Raw genomic sequence first — 26,616 nt, 5'->3', positions numbered from 1 at the left:
CCGTCGGACGAGACCGGCTTCGCGGCTCCGTCGCTGGGGGATCACCCCGCTGTCCCGGGTCCGTCTGGACGAGTTGCTCCAGGAGATGCTGGACCGGGTCGGTGAGGTGATGACCAGCCGCGAGCGGCTGCGGGCGCTGCTGGACGCGGTCGTCGGGCTCAGCACCGACCTGGATCTGCGCAGCACCCTGGAACGGATCGTGGCGGCGGCCTGCCAGCTGGCCGGAGGCCGGTACGCGGCCCTCGGCGTCATCGGGCCGGACCGGCAGTTGACCGAGTTCATCACGCACGGCATCGACGCGCGGACACAGGCCCGGATCGGGGACCTTCCGCACGGCCGGGGGTGCTGGGCCTGCTCATCGCCGATCCACGTCCGGTACGGATGCCGGACATCACCCGGCACCCGCAGTCGTACGGCTTTCCGCCGAACCACCCGCCCATGCACTGTTTCCTCGGTGCGCCGGTACGGATCCGGGACCAGGTGTTCGGCAACCTCTACCTGGCGGAGAAGCAGGGCGCGTCGGAGTTCACCGACGACGACGAGGAGATCGTGGTGGCGCTGGCCGCCGCCGCTGGTGTGATCATCGAGAACGCCCGGCTGTTCGCCCTGGCGCGTCGGCGGGAGCGCTGGCTGGCCGCCACCGCCGAGATCACCGCCGTGCTGCTCGGCGAGGTCCGCCGTACCGGCGCGCTGCGGTTGATCGCCCGGCGGGCCCGCGAGGTCGCCGAGGCGGACGTGGCTCTGGTGCTGCTCTACGACGACGAGGCCGGTCAGTTCACGGTCGAGGTGGCCGACGCCGGGGACGGCGGAACTGCCGGCGACCTGGTCGGCGCGGTCCTCGCCGCCGCCGACACCGTCTTCGTCGAGCCGGTGACCCGCCGCCGGCAGGCTGTGGTGGAGAGCCTGGCGAAGGCGGCGCCCTGGCCGGTTCCGGTCGGCGCCGGCCCGGCGCTGGTGTCGCCGCTGACCGCCGGCGATGCCCTGCACGGCGTGCTCGTGGTCGCGTATCCGGCCGGTCAGCGGGCCGAGAGCGACGTCGAGGTCACCCTGCTGGCGACCTTCGCCGGCCAGGCGGCGTTGGCCCTGGAACGCGCCCGGGCCCAGGAGGAGCGGGAGATGCTGGTGGTCCTGGAGGACCGGGAGCGCATCGCCCGCGACCTGCACGACGTGGTGATCCAGCGGCTGTTCGCGATGGGGTTGCAGTTGCAGACGGTGGCGCCGCTGGCCGGTCGGACGGAGGTGCGGCAGCGCCTCGACACCACCGTCGACGACCTGGACTCGACGATCCGGGACATCCGTCGGGCGATCTTCGAACTCCGTACGCCGATGGCCTCCGCGCTCCGGGCCGAGATCCGGGACGTGGTCGCCGGCTGTGCCGAGGCGTTGGGATTCCGTCCCGCGCTGGAGATGTCCGGTCCGGTCGACAGCGCCGTACCCGACCCGCTCCGCCCCGACCTGTTCGCGGTACTCGGCGAGGCACTGTCCAACGTGGTGCGTCACGCACGGGCGAGCCGGGTCACCGTGGGGGTCGACGTGCGCGACGGTGAGCTGGTCGTCCGGGTCGCCGACGACGGGGTGGGCACCGATCCGGCGTGCGCCCGCAGTGGCCTGGTCAACCTGCGCGAACGCGCCGAGCGGTGGGGCGGTGCCCTGGACATCGGTCCGGGCGCGCCGACCGGCACCACGATCGTGTGGCGGGTGCCGCTGCACGACTAGGAACCGCCTCGACCGTGGCGGTGCGGTGCCGGCGGACGGGGACGACAACCGACGCACGGGCATGCCCCGACCGCGCCCTCGACGATGCTCGTCGATCCGGCGGATCTGCGGTCCGGCGGGCGGAGCGACCGTCGATCCGGGCTCTCGGACGGCCGCCTATAGTGGGCGACCGGACGCTACGGGGAGGAACGTTCATGTGGCCCTTTCGACGCCGCCCGAAGGTCGAGCGACTGACGACCGACCCGGCGATGGGTGATCCGGTCGGCGCGCGGTTGGTCACCGCCGCGAAGCAGGGCGACTGGCGTACGATCCGCGACACCCTGGCCGCGGTCGAGCACCCCGACGACCACACCTTCTATGTCCGTACCGCGGCATACAACAGTGGTGTGGAACGGTGGATCGACGACTGGGTCGCGGCCGAGCCGAGGTCGGCGCTGCCGCTGCTGGTGAAGGGTGCGCACGCGATCGACTGGGCCTGGGACGCCCGTGGCGGTGGGCGGGCGAGCACGGTCGGCGACGAGGCGTTCAAGCTCTTCTTCAAGCGGCTCAAGATCGCGGAGGACTGCCTGGACGAGGTCACCGAGCGGGACCCGGACAGCGCCACCGCCTGGTCGTTCCTGGTCATCCTCGGCCGGGGCAGGCAGCTCGGGGTCGACGAGACGCGGCGGCGCTTCGAGGAGGTCCGCCGCCGTCATCCGTGGCACCTCGAGGCGCACGACCAGATGCTGCAACAGCTCTGCCGGAAGTGGAGCGGCTCGCACGAGCAGATGCACGACTTCGCCCGGCAGACGCTGGCCGACATGCCGGCGGGTTCTCCGCTGGGCCGGCTGACCGCGATCGCCCACCTGGAGCACTGGCTCGACCTGCCCAGCGGCGAGGACTCGGCGTACATCAGGTCGCCCGAGGTCGGTGCGGCACTGCTCGCCGCCGCGGACCGTTCGGTGCGGCATCCGGACTACGTACGCCGGCCGGGTTGGCCGTCCGTGGCCAACTCGTTCGCGCTGGCGTTCACCCTCAACGCGAACTGGCCCGCCGCGGGCGAGCAGTTCGACCTCCTCGGTGACCTGGTGACCGAGTGGCCGTGGCAGTACATGCACCAGCTGCACGACATCTACTTCCTCCGCTTCCGCAACCAGGTCTACAGCCAACTGGGTCGCTGACGCGGCGCTGCCCGAGGCGGAGGTGAACCGGTCGACGTGGGGATGATTCCCCACGTCATCCGGTATCGTCCGGTGGTGATCTTCCACATCGCCGAGGCGTCCGACTGGCAGGCGGCACAGGTGTCCGGGGACTACCGGGTGTCGACCCGGGGCCGGACGCTGGCCGACGAGGGGTTCATCCACGCGGCGCGGCGCGGTCAGGTCCTCGGCGTCGCCCAGGCGTTCTACGCCGACGCCGGTCCGCTGCTGCTGCTCAGCATCGACCCGGCCCGGTTGTCCTCGCCGGTACGGGACGACGAGGTGGCGCCCGGAATCGTCTTTCCACACATCTACGGACCGATCAACCTCGACGCGGTGGTGGCCGTGGCCCCGCTGCGCCGAGAGGTCGACGGCAGGTTCGTCCTGCCCTCGTGACGGCGGCGGGTTTCGGAGGAGACGTGGCCGAACACCGGGCCCGGCGGTTGCGCGCCGGACCCGGTGTCGACGGTCAGGGCAGGGACTCGATGCCGAAGTGGTAGTCGCCGGTCCGCCCGGCCTGGGACCAGACGATGAGCAGGTACGGCCGGCCGGCCGTCAGCGTGGCGAGCGTCTCCGCGAAGCACGGCGAGTACGGGCTGTAGACGTGCGGCGACGGCTCGTCGTCGACGATCGCCAACGCGATGTCCTCGCACGGGCCGCCGCCCGACAGCGCCACCCTGGTGTCGGCGTCCACGGAGAGCCGGTAGAGATCGACCCGTCCCGGTACGTCGAGCCGGCCGCCGACCTGGTCACCCACCTTCGCGGTGAGCCGGCGTTCCTTTGCGGTGACGAGCCGGAAGCCGAACTCCCCGCCGGTCGTCACCCCCTCCGGGTACGACACCTCGAGCTGGTAACTGGCTCCGGGCCGGACCATCCACTGGTAGGGCGAGGTGACCGTGAAGCCGGGGAGGTCGTCCGTACCGCCCGGTGACGGGCCCACCATCGAGACCCGTACGTTGTCCGGCACCTCGTACAGCCGGACGACGGTGGCGTCGCCCAGTTCGAGTGGGAACCGGACCACCTGCCCCGGCCCGGCCAGCTCGCCGCTGGCGGTGTCGCCGTCCCGCAGGACGTCGCCGGGCGTCACCGTCCGGCCTCCGGCGGCCGGCGGTGTCCCGCCCGAGCCGGCCGGGTCGGTGCCGGTCGGAGGGTTACCGGCGGCGCCGATGCCCTGGCTGGCCCCGGCAGCGACCGCGAAGGCGGGCTGCCCGGTCAGCACCACGTCCAGCACGCAGGCGTCGAGGAGCGCCGGCCCGCTGACGCCGACGAACTCGCAGGTGGTCCGCGCCGCCGTGCGGACGTTCTCCGGCAGGTCCGCGACGGTCACGGCCCGGTCCGGGAAGGTCGGGTCGGCGAACGTTTCCGGGTCCGTTCCGGGCTCGTAGTCGAACAGCGAGGTGGCCGCCGTCACCGCCCAGTCGTCCCCGAACGTGCGGTAGAGCTGCGCGTGGTCGGGATCCGGGGGGAGGGTTTCGCCGTCGGAGCCGCGCAGGTCGTTCTCCGGATCGCCGTCGAAGTTCCCCAGCAGGCCGGCGACCTTGCCGCGCCGGTCCGGCGCGAGTTGCAGGTAGAGCCGGAGCCCCCAGCCGCCGATCGGGTCCAGCCAGGCGGCCGAGCCGTCCGGCCAGTCCACCGTGTACCCGTGGCCGCCCAGATGCATGTCCGCCTCGCGGCGGGTGACCGCGCCACCGCCGGCCAGCGGGCTGGGCCGGTCCGACAGGTCGAGCGTGGTGCCGTTCAGGCGTACGCTGACCGCGCCGTCGGTCTGGTAGAAGCCGAGCCGGTCCGGCCCCACCTTGAGTGCGACCGCCGAGTTCAGGCTGGCGAGGCGGGAGTGCGGCACCGGCGCCTGCCGTACCTGCACCTCCAGGTCGCCGGTGGCGGCGCGTACGGCGACGAACTCGCCGACCGCCTGGAAGTCGTAGTTGTGCTGGTCGAACGTTGTCAGGTGCGGGTCGCCGTTGGTCGCGGCGCAGGAGTCCTGGTAGCCCTTGCACCTGGTGGCCGGCCCCTTCCGCTTCGGCGGGTTGGGCTTCTTCCGGCAGTCGTCCAGGCTCTTCGGCAGCTTCTTCCGGTTGTACGTGGTGCGCGGTGCCCGCTTGTGGGCCTTGAGGTAGGCGTTCTCCGCGAACACCGCCTCCACCTCGTCGGTCTGGATGCCGGTGTTGCCGCACCGCTGCGAGTTCGAGGTGTCCTTCAGGTATTCGTAGGCGTGGAACAGTTCGTGGTAGAGGTCGCTACAGGCGTCCCAGTCGCCGTCGTCAATGTGGACGAAGTCGACGTTGTGGTTGAACAGGATCGCCGAGCTTCCCTTGCCGTTCGGTCCTCCCGAGTTGTCGAAGGTGCGGTGCCCCTGCTGCGATATCTGCGGCTGGATCGTCACCAGCGGGCTTGCGGGGTCGTTGATCGCCCCGATGATCCCCGCGGGATCGTGTCCCGGCAGGTAGTAGCTGGCGAAGCAGTCGTTGACCACCTTGTCGAAGGCCTCGTTGCCGTTGACGATCTCCCACCTGGCCTCGGCCGGGGCGGCGCCGGGCAGGACGGCCAGGCTCACCGCCAGCAGGGTCAGCACGGCGCCCGCGACGACCCGCGCGCCGTTGCCGTGACCGTGGTGCCGGCGGCGCCGGCGTTGGCGCCGGAGCCACCCGCCGAGCAGGACGAGCAGGGCGAGCAGCAGGAGACCCAGGACCGCCCCGGCCACCCACCAGAGCTGGGTCGGCGGTGCGTCCCGGCCACCGACCCGGAACGAGACGTCCGCCGCGCCGGTCATCGGGCACAACACGGCGTCGTCGACCGGTAACGCGGGCGGCGCGTAGACGAAGGACATCCGGTACGCGCCGTCCGCGCCGATCGGCCACATCGAGGTCACGGCCGCGCCGTCGCCGGGCATCGGGTACGACACCGGAACGTTCCCGGCCACCACCGTGATCGGGAAGGTGACCATCCCGCCCGGCGCCAGGGTCCGGAGCTGGGCGCGTACGGCCCCGTCGTAACCGCCGGTGTAGTAGCTCCGGGTCGGTAGTGGGCTGATCGGGGTGTCGTCCCGGATCAGCGACGTCACCGTGAGCGCACCGTCCGAGAGCGCGGCGACCTGGCACGGCCGGTCGGAGGAATTGGTGAGGGTGGCCCGGAGTGCCGCCACCTCGCCGGACCGGTAGCTGGCCTCCGCCGTTCCTATCGTCAGGCCGGGCGGTGGCAGGTCGGCCCGCGCGGGCGCAGGTGCCGCGCCGACGGCGACGCACAGAGGCAGCGTGAGCAGGGGAAGGACGAGCAGAAGGAGGCGGCGGACGATCATGGGCTCAAGGTAGGTACCGGGCCGGGACGACGCCCGTCTTGATCGGCTTTCCGACGCTCGGCTCCGGGACGCCGGCACGGATGCTGCAATCGGTGGTTTCGTCGGCGGGCGCGGGGGCCCGCCCGACTCTCCTCCAGTCGCGGTCCAGTGGCGGTCCAGTCGTGGTCCAGCGGGTGACACCAGCATTGGGGTCCGTGGTGAGACACCACCCGCTCGTTCCGCAGATGGCAGGCGTACCGGCGATCAGCGGGACGCGCGTCGACCACGATCGCTCATGCCCAGATCACCGGCCGGTTGGCCGGCGCGCGAACCAACGAGAGAGGAGCCGCCATGCGGTGGGTTCGACAGGCAAGTGCGAGGGTCCGTGGTCGTCGTGACGGCGGGCCCGGGGCGGTCGCGACCGTCGATCCGGTTGTCGCGCCGGCCGCCCGGAGGGCAGGGCGGTCGGGCCGGAGCCGGATCGGCGTCGTGGCCGCACTCGGTGCCCTGCTGTCCGGCATGGTCGTGACGGCGACTCCGGGCGTCGCGAACGCGGGTGCGATCGTTCCGTGTCCGGCCGGTATCACCGAATGGAAACTGATCTCCGGGTACTACCCCGGGTACTCGGCCGGGTCCCGTTCCCCCGACACCGACGGAATCGTCCTGCCGATCAACGTCTGGGAGGGGTACCGCTACACCCTGATCTCCGCCGTGCCGCAGTTCCTGGTCAGTGACGGCCGGGCCCTGGACAACGGCACGGACAGCCCGGTCACCTACACGATCTCGTCGTCGGTGGCGAAGACGTACAAGATCTCGGCGACGGTCGGGATCTCGGCGACCCTGGTGAAGGACTTCCTGACCTCCAACGTCAGCACGACCATCGAGTCCAGCGTCACCACGACCATCGGCGTGATGCTCTCCACGACGGTTCCGCCGCGTACCCGGCTCGTCGCCGAGTACGGCACGGATGTCTACCAGGTCAGCTACTACATCGAGGCGTGGCGGTACCGGGTGCTCGGGCGGGTCGGGCCGCCTGCCGCGGGCACGGCGGGCTGCGAGGAGTGGGGCTACTACCCGCAGAACACCCTGGCGCCGACCCGTCTGGAGACGTGGCGGCTCAGGACGGGCTGACCTCGCGACTCCGGCACCGGCACCAGTTACCGCACCTGGGCCGAGGGCGGTGGCGTCGAGCCGGGGCATCGGTCATCCGACCTGCGCGCGTTGCGCTCGTCGGGTGACCGATGCCGGCGTTGGGGACGAACTCCTCCATCCCGCTCTCCTTGATCCCTTGAATATCGGCAGCTCTGGATGTTAGGAAGAGTTCATACATATCGGTCCCTGTGCGGATCTGTTGAGATCCGATGGGAGGATGTCGATGCCGGGACGTGGACTCCTCGCTGCGTTCACCATCGTCACGCTGCTGGCACCCGCCGGCGTACCCGCCACGGCGGCCTCCGGGTGGGAACGGGGCGGTGTGCCGCCGGGCGGTGGTCCGGTGACCGCCGACGACGTCCACCGCTACCTTGAGGATCCCGGCATGACCGGCGAGGGGCAGGAGCCTCCGCACGCGATGCTCCGCCCGTACCCGGACGCCCGCAGCGCCGCGGCCGACATCACCGAGCACAGTGCCCGTTCGCCGTGGATCGCCGCACTGAACGGCGGCTGGCGGCTGACCATCGCCGCCAGGCCCGACCTGGTGCCGGCCGGTTTCCACGCCGAGGACTTCGACGTCTCGGGCTGGCCGACCGCCACCGTGCCGCACACCTGGCAGTCCGACTTCGTCGACCATCCGATGTTCCGCAACATTCCCGAGGAGATCTGGCCCGACGACCCGCCCCGGGTGCCCCGAGACGTCAACCCCACCGGTGCGTACGTGCGCTCGTTCGAGGTCGCACCGTCCTGGTCCGACCGGCGGACGGTCCTCCGCTTCGAGGGCGTCACCAGCGGCTACTTCGTCTGGGTCAACGGCCGCTACGTCGGCTACGACCAGGGCGGCTACACGCCGGCCGAGTTCGACGTCACCGACGCACTGCGTCCGGGGACCAACCGGGTCGCGGTGCAGGTGCACCGGTGGGGCTCGGGGGCGTACCTGGAGGACGTCGACCAGTGGCGCTACAGCGGAATCTTCCGCGACGTCTGGCTGTACGCGACACCGCGGACCTACCTGCGCGACGCGTACGTCAGCACCGACCTGGACGACCGGTACACCGACGCCACCCTGACCGCCCGGATCGGGCTGGGCGGCGCGGCCGACGGGCACACCGTCCGGGGCACCCTGCTCGACGCCGACGGCCGGCGGGTCGCCACGATGACCGCCCCGAGCACGCCCACCGGCCAGAGCACGCTCACCGCCACGGTGCGGAACCCGGCCAAGTGGAGCGCGGACGCGCCCCGGCTGTACGCGCTGGTGCTGGAACTCCTCGATCCGCACGGACGGGTCACGCAGACCAGCGCGCAGGCGGTCGGCTTCCGCGAGGTCGAGGTGCGCGACGCCCAACTGCTGGTCAACGGCGAACGCATCCTGATCAAGGGCACGAACCGCGCGGAGACCGACCCGGAAACCGGCCGGCACGTCAGCCGGGCCGCCCAGCGCCGCGACGTCACGCTGATGAAGAGCCTGCACATCAACGCGGTCCGCACCTCGCACTACCCGTCGGACCCGTACCTGTACGACCTGGCGAACCGGCACGGACTCTGGATCGCCGACGAGGTGGACATCGAGACCCACTCCCGGGAGAACTGCCCCGCCAACTGCCTCGCCTCCCGGCCGGAGTGGCAGGCGGCGTTCGCGGACCGGTTCCAGGCGATGGTGCACCGCGACAAGAACCATCCCAGCGTGATCATCTGGGACACCGGCAACGAGGCCGGGCTGGGCACGGCGCACTACGCGATGGCGGAGTGGGCGGACGCGAACGAACCCACCCGGCTGCTCTACCACCAGTCCAACAGTCCGAACGGCGACGCGCCGTACGCCGACGTTTGGGGGCCGCGTTATCCGACGCCGGGCTACGTCGAAACCATCGCCCGCACCACCACCCGGCCGGTGGTCTTCGGCGAGTACGCCCACGCGATGGGGAACAGCGTCGGCAACTTCGACCGGTTCTGGGAACTCGCCCGCCGGTACCCGTCCCTACAGGGCGGCTTCGTCTGGGACTGGGCCGAGGCGAACCTGCGCCAGCCGCTGGTGTTCACCCCGGACTCGTCGCCCCACCGGATCCAGGCATTCTTCGTCGGCAAGCCGAGCCTGGTCGCCGGCCGTCGCGGCCAGGCGGTCTCCCTGTCCAGCCTGGACGATTTCGTCGACGTGTTCCGCGATCCCCGCCTCGACTTCACCGGGGCGGCGGTGACCCTGGACGCCTGGGTACGCCCCGGCGAGTGGGCAGGCAGCTTCCCGGTGGTCACCAAGGGGCGGGCGTACGCCCTGCAGATGCGGGACCGTACGACGCTGGAGTTCGGCGTCACCGCCGGCTCCGGCTGGACCGCAGTGACCGCTGGCGTACCGGCCGACTGGTACGACGCCTGGCACCGGGTCACCGGCGTCTACGACGGCACCGCGCTGCGGCTCTACGTCGACGGCGTCGAGGTCGCCACCGCCGCCCGCTCCGGCGCCCTCGACCCCGGCCTGTACGAGGTGAACGTCGGCCGCAATGCCGCCACCCAACAGGACGACCTGCGTACCCGGCTCGCCCGGGGTCTGGTCGACGACGTCCGGGTCTACGGCGCGGCCCTGTCCGCGCAGGAGTTGGCCGCCGACCCGGTCCACCGGGCCGCGTTGGCCCTGGACTTCGACCGCACGCAGCGGCGGGGCGAGTTCGACAGCCTGGGCATCAGCCTCTCCGGCACCGACGGGCTGGTCGGCACCGACCGGTACCTCCAGCCGGAGACCGTGGAGGTGGCCTGGGCACACGCGCCGGTCCGGTTCAGCGCCGACGACGCGTCGACCGGCCGGGTCCGGATCCGCAACGAGCAACCGGCGGGCGCCCTCGACGTCCGGTTGCGCTGGTCGCTGGTCGAACTCGACCGCACGCTCCGCTCCGGTACCCGCCCGCTGCGCCTCGGCCCGGGGCAGACCGTCGACGTCGACCTCGGCGCCGCGCCGGCGAACCCGCAGGACCGGCAGCGCCGGCTCCGGCTGGAGGCCGTGGGCGCCGACGGCTCCCGGTACGGCTGGGACGAGTTCGCCGCCGGGGGCCGGGTGGTGCCCGGTGTCCTGCCGGCCGTTCCGGGTGGCACCGCTCCGGGGCTGACCCGCGACGACAAGACCATCGTGGTGTCCGGTCCCGGCTGGCGGTACCGGTTCGACACCTCCAGCGGCACCCTCCGCTCGATGTCCTCCGACGGGCGGGAACTGCTGCGCACCGGCCCGGAACTCGACGTCTACCGCCCGCCGACCAGCAACGAGACCTACGGCTGGGGCACCGCCGACCGGGAGATCTGGCACGCGCTCGGCCTCGACCGGCTGCGTACCGAGGTGACGGGCGTGTCGTCCACGGTCGAGGAGGGCGCGGCGGTCGTCGAGGTGCGCAGCGTCGCCCGGGGCTCGGCGTCCTTCGAGATCGACCAGACCATGCGCTACCGCATCGACGGTCGCGGCACCATCACCCTCCAGCACCGGGTCACGCCGCGCGGCTCCGGTGTCAGCCAACTGCCGTACCTGCCCCGGCTGGGCGTGCAGGTCAAGGTGCCCGAGGAGATGCGGCGGTTCGCCTGGTACGGCCGGGGGCCGCACGAGACGTACAACGACCGGAACAGCGGCGCGTTCACCGGCGTGTGGCGCAGCAGCGTCGACGAGGAGTACGTGCGCTACTCGCGTCCGCAGGCGTACGGGAACCACACCGGCGCCCGGTGGGCGACCCTGACCGACGGCCGGCAGGGACTGCTGGTCGGCAGCAGCTCCGCCACCACCGACCTCGACGTCAGCGTCACCCCGTACGACGAACTGGCCCGCGCCGAGTACGACTTCCAGCTTCCGCTGGTCCGCAACCGGGGCTGGGTCACCCTGCACGCGGCGGCCGGCGAGACCGGGATGGGCGAGACGCCCAACTCGGTGCTGGACGAGTACCGGGTCCCGGCGAACCGTTCACACGAGTACACCCTGACCCTGCGCCCGCTGACCGGGCGGGAGATCCGGGCCGGCGGGGTGCCCGACTCCCGGGCGCAGGCGCCCTGCCCACCGGACGTCGCGGTCACCGCCGGTGCCCAGATCCGGCCCGGCGAACCGCAGCGCGTCACGGTCACGGTCGGCTCCCGTTGCGCCGACGGTCTCGGGAACGCCGTTGCCAGGCTGGCCGCGCCGGAGGGCTGGACGGTCACCCCGGCCACGGTGTCGCTGGACTCGGTGCGGTACGGCGCCCCCGAGGAGGCGGTCTTCACCGTCACCGCACCGCCGGAGACGGACTACGGCGGGTACGACCTGACCGCGACGGTGGACGCGGTGGGCAACGGTTTCCCGACGACCGTCGAGGCGACCACGACGGTACGCGCCCCGCTGCCCCCGGCCGACCGCTGGGTGAGCGACCTGCCGTTCCTCGTCGCCGAGAACGGCTGGGGGCCGGTCGAACGGGACATCAGCAACGGCGAGCAGGCGGCCGGCGACGGGCAGCGGCTCCGCATCGGCGGCACGACGTACGACAAGGGGATCGGCGCCCACGCGCCGTCGCGGATCGTGGTCGACCTGGGCGGTCGGTGCACCTCGTTCCGGGCCGATGTCGGCGTCGACGACGAGATGGGTACGGGCGGCTCGGTCGGCTTCGAGGTCTGGGTCGACGGCGAGCGACGCACCGCGAGCGGCGTCCTGACCGGCGCCGCCGGCCCCGAGCGGATCTCCGCTGACGTCAGCGGTGGCCAGTTGTTGGAACTGCGCGTCACCGACGGCGGCAACGGCAACGGCGCCGACCATGGCGACTGGGCCGGGGCCCGGCTGACCTGTCCCTGAGCCCGGGCCCGGTGCCGGCGTCCGTGAGGACGGACACAAAAAGCGCGTTCCGGCCGCGCCCTTGTGGACGTCAACCGTGCCTGAGGTCTTACCCTCTGCTGCATGGCCGTCATCCACGGGGATCGAAGGACTTTCTACCAACTGTTGGTCAGCACCCTGCTGGTGTCGGTCATCAACTTCACCGTCTGGTTCGCGATCACCTTCTACGTGTACATCCAGACCCGCTCGGTCTTCGCCACCGGTGTGATCTCCGGGATCTTCCTGGTGATGACGGCGCTGACCGGCATCTGGTTCGGCAGCCTGGTCGACCACTACCCGAAGAAGACGGTCATGCAGGTGTCGGCGGCGGTGTCGTTCGCGCTGTACGCCGTGGCCTTCGTCGTCTACCAGTTCACCCCGGAGGAGTCGTTCACCGATCCGACGAGCGTCGCCCTCTGGACGCTGATCGTGCTGCTGATGTTCGGCGTCATCGCGGGCAACGTCCGGACGATCGCGCTGCCGACACTGGTGACCGTGCTGATCTCGGAGGACACCCGGGACCGGGCCAACGGGCTGGTCGGCACCACGTCCGGGGTGAGCTTCCTGGTGACGTCGGTGATCAGCGGCGTGCTCGTGGCGATCGGCGGCATGTTCTGGGTGCTGGTCCTGGCGCTGGCGGTACTCGCCGTCGCCGTGCTGCACCTGGCCGTCGTCCCGGTACCGCACCGCGCGGCGGCCCCGACGGCCTCGACGGGTGGCACGTCGGGACCGCTGGACGGCACGGCGGCCTTGACGGACGGCACGGCGGGACCGGCGGACGGCGCGGTGGCGGTCGCCCCGAAGCGCAGGGTGGACCTGCGCGGCACCATGCGGGTGATCGGCGAGGTGCCGGGGCTGAGCGCCCTGATCCTCTTCTCCGCGTTCAACAACTTCCTGGGTGGCGCGTTCATGGCCCTCATGGACGCGTACGGGCTGTCGCTGGTCTCCGTCCAGACCTGGGGCCTGCTCTGGGGAGTGCTGAGCACCGGCTTCATCGTCGGTGGGCTGCTCATCGCCCGGACCGGCCTGAGCCGGAACCCGCTCCGGCTGCTGCTGTTGATCAACGTCGTGCTGTGGACGGTCACCATGCTGTTCCCGCTGCGGGCCTCGATCATCCTGCTCGCCGTGGGCATGTACGCGTACATGCTGCTCGTGCCGTACGCGGAGGCCGCCGAGCAGACGATCCTGCAGAAGGTAGTGCCGTACGAGCGGCAGGGCCGGGTCTTCGGCTTCGCGCAGAGTGTCGAGCAGGCCGCCTCGCCGCTGACCGCGTTCCTGATCTCGCCGATCGCCCAGTTCGTGTTCATCCCGTTCATGACCGACGGCGCGGGCGCCCGGATGATCGGCGGCTGGTTCGGCACCGGCCCCGACCGTGGCCTCGCCCTCGTGTTCGTGCTGACCGGCATCCTCGGCCTGATCGCCACGATCGTCGCGCTGCGCAGCCGACCGTACCGGCGGCTGAGCCACCGGTTCACGGCGGGCCCGGCGACCGAGCCCGAGCCGAGCCCGGCGGAGCTGCGCCCGGTCGAGACCTGAGGGGTGTCGCCGCGCGGTGGGTTCGACCGTCGTGGGCCGGAGCTTCGCGAGGCCCCGGCCCACGACGATGGTGCGGGCCGCCGGTTACGGGGCCGGGTACTGCGCGACGAAGACCGGGGCGCCGACCCGGGTCGTGTCCGCCGCTTCACCCAGCCCGTTGACCACGTGGTCGATCGTGCCGGCGCTGAGGTTCACCGTCATGATGTGGTGCAGCCTGACACCCGGGGTCACCGGCACCTCGAAGCCGTTCTCGGTGTGGATCGACGGGTTGTTCTGGTTGAAGACGTACACGCCGCCGCCGTGCAGGGTGTGGTGCCGCACCCGGTCGCCGACCTTGTAGCCGGCCCAGCCCTCGACGTCGCCGTTCATCCAGTCCGCCTGGGTCGGCGGGTCGTACGGCAGCTCGTTCTGGTACAGGATCGTCGTGCCGTGCTCACCGTTCCAGACGGTGTTGTACCGCTGGAAGTGCTCGACGAACAGGCCGGTCGCCGTCACGTGGTCGCCGTTGATGACGGCGCCGTACCGGCCGGTGTTGGTGTTCCAGCGGTCGGTGTCGCCGTTGACACCGGTGGTGAAGCCCTCGACGCCGTGGTCGCCGCGCCACACCCAGGTGTGGTCGATCAGGACGTGGTCGCTGTTGACCTCGAGCGCGATGTTGGTGCGGCCGATGTGTGGGCCGCCGACCCGGAAGTACACGTCGGACAGGGTCGTCGGGTTGTGCGGGGTGCTGGCGTTCCGGCCGTGCCTGCTGCCCACCCGGAGCAGGACCGGTGACTCCTTGAGCCCGGCGTCGATCGTGACGCCGGCCACCACCACGCCGGGGACGCCGGCGACGTCGAGCGGGATGGCGCCGTTCACGGCGGTGAGGGTGGCGTGCCCGATGCCGAGGACGACGGTGTCGGCGCGCCTGACCTCGATGCTGCGGGCGACGTCGTACACGCCGGGGGTGAGCAGCAGGTGCTTGCCGCGGGCGAGCTGGCCGTTGATGACGTGCACCGGATCGGACGGTTTGGCGACGAAGAAGTCCCGGATCGGGATCGTCCGGCCCGGCGTCACGCCGTCCCCCCAGGAGATGCCCCGGCTGTCCCGCCGCACGGCGGGGACGCGGACGTTGTACCGGCCCTGGCCGTCGAGGAACAGGTACGGCTTCTCCCGGCTGAGCGGGGTGGTGTCGAGCGTGGTGTACGGCGGGTCGGGGAAGCCGGCGTCGTCCGGAGCACCGACGACGCCGGCGAAGACCTGGTTCCACACCGCGTTGGACCAGCCGGCGACCTCGCTGTTCCGGGTCAGCCACTGCTGCTGGGAGCCGTTGGTGGTGGCGGGCAGCCGCGAGTCGGCGATGAAGCCTCCGCTGGCGTACTGCGGGCCGGCGGTGCAGTAGTCCATCAGGGACAGCCCACCACCGCTGATGTCGAGACGGCGGAGCGACACCGCCTGGGACACGGCCCAGAAGTTCGCCGACGCCCGGCAACTGTCCTGGCCCGCCGCGTTGATGTTGATCGACAGGTTGGACAGCGTACGCCAGAAGTTGACCAGGGCGAGGCAGTTGCTCGTGCCGCCACCCTCGAGGCAGCGGTTGTAGGCCTCGACCTTGCCGTTGATGACGACGTCGGTGGGCGAGGCGCCCAGGCCGGAGATCTCGGTGTAGTAGCCGACCTTGATCTGCAATGGCTGCTCGGCGGTGCCGTAGGTGCCCGGCTTGAACAGGTAGGCGTACCGGTCGGTGCCCATCTCGTTTCCGACCTGCCTGGCGTGGGTCGCGTCGAGCGTCGCCTGGATCTCGCCGACCGGCATGCTCGGGTCGAAGATCGTGACGTGGCGTCCGAGGTCCGACGTACCGTGCCGGGGCGGACCGGCGACGACGGGCGTGCTGGTCGCGGTGGCGGCGGTCGTCAGCACGAGGGCGAGCGCGAGCGCTCGGCCGAGTCGCCGGTGAACGGGCCGCCGTCGCGGGCCAGGGGACTGGGTCGTCATACGGGTCGTCCTCTCCGCTGGCCGGAACGTGCTCCAGACGCAGCGACGTAAGAATGTGCGGGATGCTCCGACAGAGCGTGCTCGTCCGCCGGGGTGTTCGTGATCGCCATCGACCTGCCTCTTCGGACGGTGGCGGGACGCCGACGGTCGCTGAGAGCGCTCTCTCGGCCGCCGGAGCGGTGCCGCGCCAGGAAAGAAGGGGTGAGATGTTTCTACCCTGTGCGGCGGCGGTACGCCATGGTCCGGAAGACCCGGTCGGGGTCCGGGCCACGTACCGGCGCCGCGCTACGGGCGTCCGGTCAGGACGGTAACCGCCGGGGTGTCCCGCGGCCCGTCCTGCTGTCCGGGCAGGTCGCGGCGGCTGCGGAGCGGAGAGAGGAAGACCGGCAGGAAGGCCGTCGCGAGGAAGGCCGCACCCAGCCAGAGCGTGTTCCGCACGCTGGTCAGCTCGCCGACCAGGCCCGCGACGGCGGCGCCGACGGCGAGCGCCCCGGTGAGCAGGAACCGGAAGGTGGCGTTCATCCGGCCGAGCATGGGGTCGGCGGTCATCCGCTGTCGCAGGCTCACGCCGAGGACGTTGTCCATGCCGGTCTTGAACATGGCCAGCATCCAGCCCGTTCCGGCCAGCCACAGCCAGGGACCCCGGTCGAGAAGCGGTACGAGCAGTCCGGCGGGCGCCAGGCACAGCCCGACGAGGCCGAGCGTCCGGCCGTAGCCGAGCCGACCGGCGACGGGGCGGGCGCAGCGCGCTCCGAGGAGCAGGCCGGCGCCGCCCGCCGCCCAGAACAGCCCCAGCGCGCCTGCCGGGAAGCCGAGGTCGCGGATGAACACCACCGGAAGCAGGGTGTTGACGATCTGCGACCCGACGTTGTTCAGGGCCGCGGTGAGCGCGAGAGCCCGTAGTTCGGGATTGCCGAAGACGTGCCGCAGCCCCTCCGCGATCTGCGTCGCCAGTCGGCTGGTCGGGGCGGGACGGGGCGGTGCGGGCGTACGGTGGACGGCGGCGAGCCGAAGGGCCGAGGCGAGGTAGCTCACGGCCGCCCCCGCGATGGCCAGCGGTGCCGTGAGCAACTGGACCAGCGCACCGCCCGCGCCCCTGCCGGCCACGTTGCCGGCGGCGATCAGGCTCACGATCGCGGCGTTCGCCGGGACCAGGCGGTCCCGCCCGACCAGCCGGGGCAGCACGCTCTGCGACCCGACGTCGAAGAAGACGGTGGCACAGCCGTGCAGCAGGACGACGACGTACAACTGGCCGAGGGTGAGGACGTCGAGCCACCAGGCCAGCGGGATGGCGGCGAACAGGGCGGCGCGGACCAGATCCGCGACGATCAGCACCCGCCGGTGGCGCAGCCGGTCGAGCCACGCCCCGGCGGGCAGACCGATGAGGAGGAAGGCGATGGTGCTCAGCGTGGCGAGCGCGCCGACCTGTCCCGGGCCCGCGTCGAGCACGGACACCGCGATCAGCGGTACGGCGACGTAGCCGATGTTCGTGCCGAGTTGGCTGAGGATGCTCGCGGTGAACAGGACGCGGAAGTCGGAGATCCGCCACGGGGAGTCAGGTGCCATGATCCGTTCACTTGGTGGGTGGAGCATCGGGCCGGATCTCCTACGGTGTCCCGACCACGGTCGTAAGACAAGCGAAAAGATCTGCACGCAGCGTTAAGCTCCCCTACATCCCCGCCGTGGGCCTGACCGGGGTCATGCCAGCGGCTCCTCTGCTAGCCGTCGACCCGCCTCCGTACCGGTCAGGCCGAGATCTCGACGGGCGCCGGTACGGGTACGACACCGGCCCCGGAATCGTCGGCCGGCCTTCGGCGACCGAGGCCGAACGCGGTGATGACGGCGGCCAGCACGGCGACGACGACCGGAACGAGCAGCGCGGTCCTGATCGCCTCCAGTTCGACCCCGGCCGGGTTGCCGTCCGGCATCGCGCCGACGCTGACGGCGGTCACCGCGGAGATGCCCAGGGCCGTGCCGAACTGCATCGACGTGTACAGCAGACCGGCGGCCAGGCCGTGCTCCTCCTCGTCGACACCGTCGGTCGCGGCCATGGTCAGCGGGCCGTAGGTCAGGGAGAAGGCCACCCCCAGCAGCAGCATGGTCGGCAGCATGGCCGCGTACGTCCAGTCCGACGCGACCGGCAGGAACAGCGCGTAGCCCAGCGCCGCCGCCACCAACCCGCCGAACAGGACCCGGACGTTGCCGAAGCGATTCACCAGCAGTGGCGTCAGGGTCGGAGCGATGATCATGTCCATCGCGATGACCAGCATGGCCAGGCCCGTCTCCAGGGCGCTCCACCCCCGCAGCTCCTGGAGGTAGAGGGTGACCAGGAGCTGGAAGCCGGCGAACGAACCCAGGAACAGCAGTGCGCCGAGGTTGGCCCGGACCAGGGGCCCGGAACGGAGGATGCCCAACCGCACCAGCGGGTTGGCCGACCGCCGCTCGATCACGACGAAGGCGGCCACCAGCACCGCCGCCGCGGCGAACACCCCGAGGGTGGTGGCCAGCCCGTCACCGGTGTGCTCCAGCCGTACCACGCCGTAGGCGAGCAGCAGCATCGCGCCGGTGATGCTGAACGCACCGGCCAGGTCGAACCCGCCGGACCGCGGCGTCGGCTCGTCCCGCTCGGTGAGCAGGGGGACGGCCGCCAGCAGGATGATCCCGGACAGGACGACCGGCGCGAAGAACACCCACCGCCACCCGATCGCCGTCAGCAGGCCGCCGGCGACGAGACCGAGTGAGAAGCCGCCGGACGCGATCCCGGCGTAGACGCCGAGCGCCCTCGTCCGCTGCGGGCCCTCCGGGAAGGTGCTGGTGAGCAACGCCAGCCCGGCCGGCGCCATGAAGGCGGCGGCGACGCCGGTGACGAACCGGGCCACCAGCAACATCCAGCCCTCGGTGGCGAATCCGCCCAGGCCGGAGAAGACCAGGAAGACGGTGAGCCAGAACAGGAACATCCGGCGGCGACCGAGCAGGTCGGCGACCCGGCCACCGAGCAGCATGAAGCCGCCGTAGCCGAGCACGTACGCACTCACCACACCGCTGAGCGTCCCGGTGGAGAGTCCGAGATCGGCCCGGATCGCGGGCAGTGCCACATTCAGCATCGCCACGTCGATCCCCTCCAGGAAGATCGCTCCGCACAGGACGAACAACACACCCCACGCCCGTCCGTCCATGCGGCCGCTCGACGCAATCATGATCGACTCCTCTCGGGGAACCGTCGGCTTCCTGGTTCCTCCAGTGCATGCCGGTTCCTTCTTGTAACCAGCAGCATCGTCAGGCACCATCGGTAGCCATGGAAGAAGGAACTTCGCGGTCCCTCGGTCACTGCGCGGATACCGACGCCGACTACGACGTGCTCCAGTGGGACACCCGGGAGGACTGCGAGGTCCGGCAGATCCTCGACCGCATCGCGGACAAGTGGTCCCTGCTCGTCATCGCCCTGCTCGACCGCCGGAGCCTCCGCTTCACGGAGTTGCGCCGCAAGGTCGACGGGATCAGCCAGCGGATGCTCGCCCGTACCCTGCGGCACCTCGAACGCGACGGGCTGGTCACCCGCACCGTGTATCCGACGGTGCCGCCCCGGGTCGACTACGAACTCACGCCAATGGGCGCGACCCTGCACGAGACCATTCGTGCTCTGGTCCACTGGACCGAGACGCACCAGAATGCGATCGCGACGGCGCGCGCCGCGTACGACGTCCGGATGGCGGAAGAACAGCGGCAGGCCGAGCGGGAGGCCGAACGCCGCGAAACCATGGGCCGGAGCGTGTCGGCCAGCCGAGGCTGAAACGGCCCCCGGTGGCGGAACGCCGCGTCGCGCCCCGCCTGTCGATCGCCGATTCGACCCGCGGTCCCATTCGCGTAGTCACAAGATCATGCAGGGTTCACATGTTCGGCTACTAGTGCTGCGGCCGGCCCTGACGCGGCGGGAGGCGGAGCTCTATCCGGAAGGGCAGCTGATGGGTGGCAGTTGACGGCGCGGTCAGCGTGCACCTCCGGCAATGGTGCGGGGCCGGAACGGCCCTCCGGGTTCACGGCGGTGCCAGGCCGGCTTCGTAGCCCAGGATGATGGCCTGCGCGCGGTCGCGAAGCTGCAGCTTGCCGAAGATGCGGTTGATGTGGGTCCGGACCGTCCCCGGCGTCAGGTGCAGCTTCCGGGCGATCTCGGTGTTGGACAGGCCCCACGTGATGAGCGTCAGCACGTGGCGTTCCCGGACGGTCAGCGGCGCCAGCAGTTCGCGCCGTGCCGGGGTGGGCGGGGCGGAGCTGACGTAGTGCGCGATGAGGCGCGCGGTGATCGTCGGCGCGGTGACCGCGTCGCCGGAGGCGACGGTCCGCACGGCGGCCAGCAGGTCCTCGGTGAGCGCGTCCTTGAGGAGAAAGCCGCTGGCGCCGGCCCGGAGCGCGGCGTACACGTACTCGTCGAGGTCGAACGTGGTGAGGATCAGCACGCGCGGTGGGTCCGGCAGCGCCCGGAGCCGGCGGGTCGCTTCGACGCCGTCCATGCCGGGCATCCGGATGTCCATCAGCGCGACATCGACGCGGACCCGCTGGACGAGGTCCATGGCCGCGGCGCCGTCGGCGGCCTCGCCCACCACGGTGATGTCGTCGGTCTCGCCGAAGGTAGCGCGGAATGCCCTGCGCAGCAACGACTGGTCGTCGACGAGCAGGACCCGGATCGGCTCGCTCACGCGCCCACCGCCGGTTGGTCGAGGCGCAGGGACGCGCGGACACCGAAACCGGCATCGGGGCGCGGCCCGACCGCCACCTGCCCACCGAGCAGAGCGACCCGCTCGGTGATGCCGCGTAGACCGTTGCCCCGCGACGGCGTGGGCGTCACCAGGAGGCCCGCGCCGTCGTCGGTGACCTCGACGTCGACACGGTGGGCGGCGAACGCCAGCCGCACCTCCGCGCGGGCGCCCGGTCGGGCGTGCTTGATGGTGTTGGTGAGGGCTTCCTGCACGATGCGGTAGGCGGTCAGGTCGACGGCCGGCGGCAGCGGCACGAGCTGGCCGTCGATGCCCAGCCGAACCGGTGTCCCAGCTGCCCGGACCCGGTCCAGCAGCTCGGACAGGCCGTCGAGGCCGGGCCCCTGACCGTCGGAGGGGCCGGCGACTGTACCGAGCAGGCGGCGCATCTCGGCGAGCGCGGCCCGGCCGGTCGTGACCACGTCGTCCATGGCCTCGGTGCTGAGCTCGGGCCGACGATGCTGGGTGGCGCTCGCCGCCTGGGCCTGGGCGACCATGACGGTCAGGCTGTGCGCGACGACGTCGTGCAGCTCCCGGCTGATGCGTGCCCGCTCGGCCACGGTCGCCAGCTCGACCTGTCGACCGCGGTCCCGCTCCAGGTCCGCGGCACGTTGCTCCGCGATTTCATGGTACTTGCGCCGAGCGCGCGCGCCCTCGCCCAGCGCGGCGGCGGAGGCGAGGACGAGCATCATCCCCATCCCGTTGCCGGCGGCCCCGGCGAGGAGGCCCAGGACCGGTTTGCGGTTTCTCTCCTTTCCCACGGTGTTGACCAACACCGCACTCCGCTGTCCACCCTCGAGACCGCCGGCCCTCGCACTGAGCAGGACGAAGAAATTCGTCACGACGACGCCGGCCAGGAGCGCACCGGTGACGGCGACGGTGGTCCACCGGGCGCGGGCCCGGTTGGCGACGGTGTACAGCGTGATCGCCACGACCAGGTCGACCAGCGAGACGACCTCCAGACGCGCGTAGTACAGATGCCCGGCCGCCCCGACCACGGCGAGCGCCAGCGCGGGCAACGGCCACCGGTGCTGCAGGAACAGGGCGACGAAGAGCGGGACGGCGAATAGCCACCAGTACCGCACCATGTCGACATTTTCGCCGGAGCGGCCGACGGTGGTCCCACCGGACGGCGGCAGGTAGGCCGCGGCGGCCAGCAGCACCACAGCCAGGAGCGCCGACAGCAGGTAACTGCGCCCGCTGTGGACGAAGAAGTGCCAGCCGGCTGGGCGACGCATGGCCTTGATGCTAGCCATGGGGGCGGCCCAAGACGTCCAACCGTGCTCGTACCCGGGACTACGAGCACGGGCAGACGACGGCGGACCCGGTCCGGGCGCACCGTGAACCACCATGAGAACCCTTCATCGCGTCCGGATCGTCGCGGTACCCGTCCTGCTGTGCGGGTTCTTGCTGGCGACCGCCTGCACAACGCCGGCCAGCGGGCCCAACTCGGCGAAGGCGGCCAGCGCGTCAGCGGAGGCCGCCGAGGTCGCCAACGCGCAGCTGAACTTCGCGAGATGCATGCGGGACCACGGTCAGAACGTGCCGGACCCCGATCCGGCGACGCACGAACTGCGTCTCCCCACGCCCTCCTCTCATGAGCGGGGCTCTGCCTGGGACGTCGCGGTCCAGGCCTGCCAGCATCTCTTGCCGGGCGGCGCTCTCGTCCCGCCCCTGAACACGCAGGAACTGGAGCAGTTGCGCGCGTTCGCGGTATGCATGCGCGCCCATGACGTCGATATGTCAGATCCGGAGACGACCGGCGCCAATCTCGGCAACATCGTCATCCGGGGTCGGCTGGCGAACCTCTCCAGGACCGAGCTCGACAACGACCCCGTCTACAAGGCTGCGATGGAAGCCTGCGAGGACAAATTGCCCCGCGGCGAAGGCGGTACCAAATGAACCGACCGCTACGAACCGCGCTGGTGATCGGCACATCGGTCGTGGTAGTCGGCGCCATGGTGGCCGCCGCCGTCGGATTCGGCGGCAGAAATCCGGCCACATCACCAAACACCGCCGACCCGTCGGCGACGACCGCCCCGGTCACCCGGACCACCCTGATCAGGACCCAGCAGGTGAACGGCGTGCTCGGCTACGGGGCACCGGTCAGGCTCAACGCCCTAGGCCATGGCACCATCACCTGGCTGCCGGCTCCGGGCGCGACGATCATCCGAGGTACGCCTGTCTACAAGGCGGACAACCGGGCCGTACCCCTGTTGTACGGCTCCCTTCCGCTCTACCGGTTGCTGCGATCCGGCGACACCGGCGATGACGTGAAGGAGATCGAGCAGAACCTCGCCGCCCTGGGCTACACCGGATACACGGTCGACAAGAGTTACACGTCGACGACCGCGGCGGCCGTACGGCGATGGCAGAAGGATCTCGGGCTCGTCCAGACCGGGGTCGTCGATCCGGCCGCGGTCGTGCTCGCACGCGCCGCGCTACGCGTCACCGAGGTGATCGCGCACCTCGGTGATCAGGCCGGCGGCCCGCTACTGACCTACGCCGGTACCACCAGGGTCGTCACCATCGCCCTTGATGTGGCACTCCAGAGTCTGGTCGGCCCGGGCCTGCCCGCGACCATCACGTTGCCGGATGGCAGTACGGTCGACGGCACGCTCACGACAGTCGGTGCCGTCGCGACCCCCGGCGAGGACGACCAGCCGGCCACGATCGACGTGACGGTCACCGTCGCCGACCAGTCCAAGCTCGGCCGGCTCGACCAGGCTCCGGTGGTGGTCCGCCTCGTCTCGTCCAAACGGGACAACGTGCTGGCTGTTCCGATCGCCGCACTGGTCGTGCTCCCCGGGGGCGGCTACGGGGTACAGGTCATGACCGGCTCCAGCACCCACGACGTCGCCGTACAACTGGGCATGTTCGCGGACGGCAAGGTGCAGATCACCGGGGACGGCATCGCCGAGGGCACACTCGTGGTGGTGCCCTCATGATCACGCTCGAGCGGGTGGGCAAGACCTACCCGGGAGGGGTCGAGGCACTCCGCGAGGTGTCGCTGACGATCGACCCGGGCGAGCTGGTCGGCGTCGTCGGCCCGTCCGGCTCCGGCAAGTCGACGATGCTGCACCTGATCGGGGCGCTGGAGTTACCGACCACGGGTACGGTCACCATCGCCGGAAACGACCTGTCCCAACTCTCCGACAACCGGCTGGCAGCGCTGCGCGGTCGAACCATCGGCTTCGTCTTCCAGCAGTTCCATCTCGCCGGTGGTGTGCCCGCCGTGGACAATGTGGCCGATGGCCTGCTCTACGCCGGGATCGGCCTGCGCGAGCGGCGACGCCGTGCCGGCAACGCGCTGGAGCGGGTGGGAATGGGACACCGGTTGACCCACCGCCCGCATCAGCTCTCCGGCGGTGAGAAGCAGCGGGTGGCGATCGCCCGGGCGGTCGTCGGCGATCCGAAGCTGCTGCTCGCCGACGAACCGACCGGAAACCTCGACTCCGCCTCCGGCGCGGAGGTCATGGACCTGCTACGGGAACTGCACTCCGGAGGCACGACGATCGTGGTGATCACCCATGACCGGGACATCGCCGCTGGCCTGCACCGTAGGGTGTACGTGCGGGACGGCCGGGTGACGGCATGAACGCCCCGTCACGCCTGCTGCCCCGCGACGTGGTCCGGGTTGGCACCGCCGGACTGCGGACCCGGCCGTTGCGGGTCCTCCTGTCTGCCGTGGGCATCGCGATCGGTATCGCCGCGATGGTCTGTGTGGTCGGCGTCGCCAGTTCCAGTCGGGAGAGCCTCGATCGGCAGCTTGCCCTGCTGGGGACGAACCTCCTGACGGTCGGACCCGGTCACAGCGTCGGCGGCGAGTCGTCGCATCTGCCGGTGGACGCGGTGGCGATGATCGGACGGATCGGCCCGGTCATCTCGGTCACGGCCACGGCGACTCTGGCCGGGGCGCACGTGTACCGCAGCGACCGCGTACCGCCGGCTGAGACCGGCAACATAACGACGCTCGCCACCCGCAACGACCTGCTCGACACGGTCGGCGCGACGATCGCCGACGGCGCCTGGCTCAATCCCGTCACCGCGCGGTACCCGGCCGTGGTCCTCGGCGCCGGCGCCGCCAAACGCCTCGGTGTCACCAGCGTCGCCCCCGGCGTACAGGTTTGGCTCGGCAGCCGGTGGTTCACCGTCATCGGTGTGCTCAACCCCGTCGTGCTCGTGCCCGAGCTGGACTACGCGGCCCTGGTCGGCTGGCCGGTGGCAGTGTCCGAACTGGGCTTCGACGGCTATCCGACCAGAATCTTCGCGCGCACGCTCGATGAGGCGGTCGCTGCGGTGCGGACGATCCTGGCCGCCACCGCCAACCCGGAGCACCCCAACGAGGTCGCCGTGTCACGGCCATCGGACGCGCTCGTGGCGAAGGACGCCGCCGACACGACGCTCAGCGCACTGCTCCTCGGGCTGGGCGCGGTGGCGTTGCTGGTCGGCGGGGTGGGCGTCGCGAACACCATGGTCATCTCCGTCCTTGAACGGCGCCCGGAAATAGGCCTGCGCAGAGCTCTCGGCGCGACCCGTCACCACATCCGCCTGCAGTTCCTCGCCGAGTCCCTACTGCTCTCGACGCTCGGCGGGGTGGGCGGTGTGCTCCTGGGAATCCTGGCCACGGCGGCGTACTCGAACTACCAGGCCTGGCCAGTCGTCGTACCGGCCTGGGCCACCATCGGCGGTGTGCTCGCCACCGTGTTGATCGGTGCCTGCGCTGGTGTCTATCCCGCCTGGCGAGCCGCCCGCATCGTCCTCACCGAGGCGCTCGGAGCAGCGTGACATACGCCATTCATAGTCGACGGGGCCGGCACTGGTGCGTGCCGGCCCCGCCAGATGGCCCTTTGTACCGGTCAGCGGATCGTGATGTCGGACGGACTGTAGAAGCAGTTGACGCCGTCGGCTCCCTCACCGATCTTCTCGGGCTCATTGCCGCTGGAGACACCGCGGTACTTCTCGCAGATGACCGCCGAGCCGTACACGGTGATCCGGGTGAACCGGGCGGTGTCGCCCCAGTTGGTGTTGATCCCGGCGAGAACCTTGGTGGAGCGTACGACCACGTTGTCCATCACCACGTGACGCTGGTACGAGCTGCTGCAGTTGCCGCAGGCCCGGTACAGCTTGCCCACGTTCTCGGCGTAGAAGCCGTTGATGTGCACGGTTCCCGAGCCGTTGTGCTGGAACACCTTGTCGGATGCGGACCGGGCGCCGCCGCCGATGACGTAGTAGTTGCTGCCGCCCCGGAAGGTGGCCGCGTCCTCGCCCACGTCCTCCCACCACACGTTGCGCAGCGTGCAGTTGCCCTCGCAGTGGACGCCGTCACCGGCGGGTGCGCCCAGGATGACGTTCTGTAGCGTGCCGCCGGCCGCGATCTCGAAGACCGGGTCCTGGCTCTCGCCCTGGCCGCCGTCGCCGATGCAGCAGTAGCGGCGCATGCCGCCGTCGAACGTGCCGGACACCTGGATGGTGCCGTTGTTGACCGGGGAGTTGCCGGTCGGGGTCGGGAAGCTGGTGCTCGGCGGGTTGCCGGTGGGTGGCGGGGTCGTGGGGCCGCCGCCGCTGCCGACCTGGACGATTCGCCACTGCTGGTTGGCGCCGTTGAGGTCGTCGAACTGGGAGATCCGGGCGCCGTTGGCGGTCGACCACTCCCAGACCTCGAGGGCCAGCCCGCTGTGGCGGTTGATGAGCTGGATGTTGTCGCCGATGTTCTGCACCGAGAACTGCTGGTTGTATCCGCTGGTGATCGGCCACTGCCGGTACTCGGCGCCGCCCGCGGTGTTCCACTCCCACAGGTCGAGCGCCTTGCCGCTGTGCCGGGCGACGACCCGCCACCAGCCGGTGCCGGCGGACTCGAACCGGAACTGCTGGTTCTGCCCGCTGCCCACCGTCTGCTGCACGACGGTGGCGGCGTCGGCGGTCGAGCCACCGGAGATCTCGATGGCCTTGCCGCTGTGCACGTTGATGATGTTGTACCAGGCACCGGGGGTGATGGTGGCCGCCTGGGCGGCGGGCAGCGTGACGACCGCCGCGGCGCCGATCAGCACCATCGAACTCGCGACCACTACCGCCGCCCGCCATCTGGCTCGGCGAGCAGTGGGGCCGCGCAGTGTCCTACCGAGAACCGCCATGTGATCGAACCTCCCGATCGGGCTGGCCCGCGACGGCAGACCGGCCGAAACCACGGACGACGGCCCATGCGCGTCATCCGGCAGCGCCCGGAAAGCGCTT

The 26,616-nt window shown here is 71.0% G+C and carries 17 protein-coding genes and 1 pseudogene; 11 read left to right on the top strand and 7 right to left on the bottom strand.

Going from position 1 to position 26,616, the window contains the following annotated elements; all coding sequences use genetic code 11:
* Window positions 1-85: 85 nt before the first annotated feature.
* From ACFP2T_RS31740 to ACFP2T_RS31730, 3 genes and pseudogenes are all read left to right on the top strand, one after another.
* Window positions 86-1,716 (top strand): annotated as a pseudogene (locus tag ACFP2T_RS31740) (GAF domain-containing sensor histidine kinase).
* Window positions 1,717-1,910: 194 nt separating this feature from the next.
* On the top strand, window positions 1,911-2,876 hold the full coding sequence (locus ACFP2T_RS31735; RefSeq protein WP_377428268.1) for a DUF4034 domain-containing protein: 966 nt from the start codon (window positions 1,911-1,913) through the stop codon (window positions 2,874-2,876).
* Between the two features lie 75 nt (window positions 2,877-2,951).
* On the top strand, window positions 2,952-3,290 hold the full coding sequence (locus ACFP2T_RS31730; RefSeq protein ID WP_377428267.1) for a DUF952 domain-containing protein: 339 nt from the start codon (window positions 2,952-2,954) through the stop codon (window positions 3,288-3,290).
* Between the two features lie 73 nt (window positions 3,291-3,363).
* Here the strand turns inward: ACFP2T_RS31730 and ACFP2T_RS31725 are convergent, their stop codons facing one another.
* Window positions 3,364-6,189, bottom strand: a complete 2,826-nt coding sequence (locus ACFP2T_RS31725; protein WP_377428265.1) for a VWD domain-containing protein — start codon at window positions 6,187-6,189, stop codon at window positions 3,364-3,366.
* 468 nt (window positions 6,190-6,657) lie between these two features.
* On the opposite strand from ACFP2T_RS31725, the gene ACFP2T_RS31720 reads away from it, so the two are divergent.
* The 3 genes from ACFP2T_RS31720 (at window position 6,658) to ACFP2T_RS31710 (ending at window position 13,657) form a co-directional block, all read left to right on the top strand.
* Window positions 6,658-7,299, top strand: a complete 642-nt coding sequence (locus ACFP2T_RS31720; protein WP_377428263.1) for a hypothetical protein — start codon at window positions 6,658-6,660, stop codon at window positions 7,297-7,299.
* Between the two features lie 244 nt (window positions 7,300-7,543).
* Window positions 7,544-12,103, top strand: a complete 4,560-nt coding sequence (locus ACFP2T_RS31715; protein WP_377428261.1) for a glycoside hydrolase family 2 TIM barrel-domain containing protein — start codon at window positions 7,544-7,546, stop codon at window positions 12,101-12,103.
* A 102-nt stretch (window positions 12,104-12,205) separates the two neighbouring features.
* A complete protein-coding gene (locus tag ACFP2T_RS31710) occupies window positions 12,206-13,657 on the top strand; it encodes an MFS transporter (RefSeq protein ID WP_377428259.1) in 1,452 nt (483 codons plus the stop codon).
* Between the two features lie 84 nt (window positions 13,658-13,741).
* Here the strand turns inward: ACFP2T_RS31710 and ACFP2T_RS31705 are convergent, their stop codons facing one another.
* From ACFP2T_RS31705 to ACFP2T_RS31695, 3 genes are all read right to left on the bottom strand, one after another.
* A complete protein-coding gene (locus ACFP2T_RS31705; protein WP_377428257.1) occupies window positions 13,742-15,631 on the bottom strand; it encodes an adenylyl cyclase in 1,890 nt (629 codons plus the stop codon).
* Between the two features lie 285 nt (window positions 15,632-15,916).
* Entirely contained in the window at window positions 15,917-17,197 is a 1,281-nt protein-coding gene (locus tag ACFP2T_RS31700) for an MFS transporter (RefSeq protein WP_377428255.1), read from the bottom strand.
* 179 nt (window positions 17,198-17,376) lie between these two features.
* Window positions 17,377-18,828: an MFS transporter gene (locus ACFP2T_RS31695; RefSeq protein WP_377428253.1), complete on the bottom strand. Its 1,452-nt coding sequence runs from the start codon at window positions 18,826-18,828 to the stop codon at window positions 17,377-17,379.
* Window positions 18,829-18,926: 98 nt separating this feature from the next.
* Between ACFP2T_RS31695 and ACFP2T_RS31690 the strand changes: the two genes are divergently transcribed.
* The gene (locus ACFP2T_RS31690) at window positions 18,927-19,421 is read left to right on the top strand and encodes a winged helix-turn-helix transcriptional regulator (protein ID WP_377428251.1); all 495 of its coding nucleotides are present in this window, start codon (window positions 18,927-18,929) and stop codon (window positions 19,419-19,421) included.
* 244 nt (window positions 19,422-19,665) lie between these two features.
* On the opposite strand, the gene ACFP2T_RS31685 is transcribed toward ACFP2T_RS31690, so the two are convergent.
* Window positions 19,666-20,325 carry a response regulator gene (locus ACFP2T_RS31685; RefSeq protein ID WP_377428250.1) on the bottom strand — a complete coding sequence of 220 codons (660 nt, stop codon included), beginning with the start codon at window positions 20,323-20,325 and terminating at the stop codon, window positions 19,666-19,668.
* The gene (locus ACFP2T_RS31680) at window positions 20,322-21,620 is read right to left on the bottom strand and encodes a sensor histidine kinase (protein WP_377428248.1); all 1,299 of its coding nucleotides are present in this window, start codon (window positions 21,618-21,620) and stop codon (window positions 20,322-20,324) included. The genes ACFP2T_RS31685 and ACFP2T_RS31680 overlap by 4 nt, the downstream gene beginning before the upstream one ends.
* A gap of 112 nt (window positions 21,621-21,732) precedes the next feature.
* On the opposite strand from ACFP2T_RS31680, the gene ACFP2T_RS31675 reads away from it, so the two are divergent.
* From ACFP2T_RS31675 to ACFP2T_RS31660, 4 genes are read left to right on the top strand one after another with little or no spacing between them, the layout of a single operon-like run.
* On the top strand, window positions 21,733-22,284 hold the full coding sequence (locus tag ACFP2T_RS31675) for a hypothetical protein (protein ID WP_377428246.1): 552 nt from the start codon (window positions 21,733-21,735) through the stop codon (window positions 22,282-22,284).
* Window positions 22,281-23,330 (top strand): peptidoglycan-binding protein, encoded by a 1,050-nt coding sequence (locus ACFP2T_RS31670; RefSeq protein ID WP_377428244.1) that lies wholly within the window; start codon window positions 22,281-22,283, stop codon window positions 23,328-23,330. Before ACFP2T_RS31675 ends, ACFP2T_RS31670 begins: the two co-directional genes overlap by 4 nt.
* Window positions 23,327-23,980 (top strand): ABC transporter ATP-binding protein, encoded by a 654-nt coding sequence (locus ACFP2T_RS31665; protein ID WP_377428242.1) that lies wholly within the window; start codon window positions 23,327-23,329, stop codon window positions 23,978-23,980. Before ACFP2T_RS31670 ends, ACFP2T_RS31665 begins: the two co-directional genes overlap by 4 nt.
* On the top strand, window positions 23,977-25,170 hold the full coding sequence (locus ACFP2T_RS31660) for an ABC transporter permease (RefSeq protein ID WP_377428241.1): 1,194 nt from the start codon (window positions 23,977-23,979) through the stop codon (window positions 25,168-25,170). The genes ACFP2T_RS31665 and ACFP2T_RS31660 overlap by 4 nt, the downstream gene beginning before the upstream one ends.
* 71 nt (window positions 25,171-25,241) lie before the next feature.
* Here the strand turns inward: ACFP2T_RS31660 and ACFP2T_RS31655 are convergent, their stop codons facing one another.
* The gene (locus ACFP2T_RS31655) at window positions 25,242-26,516 is read right to left on the bottom strand and encodes a pectate lyase (protein WP_377428239.1); all 1,275 of its coding nucleotides are present in this window, start codon (window positions 26,514-26,516) and stop codon (window positions 25,242-25,244) included.
* Window positions 26,517-26,616: the final 100 nt, after the last annotated feature.

It is taken from the genome of Plantactinospora solaniradicis (genome assembly GCF_042658085.1).
Classification (GTDB): Bacteria; Actinomycetota; Actinomycetes; order Mycobacteriales; family Micromonosporaceae; genus Plantactinospora; species Plantactinospora solaniradicis.
The sequence above is the reverse complement of the archived record's forward strand: the minus strand, read 5'-3'. Positions and strand labels throughout refer to the sequence as shown.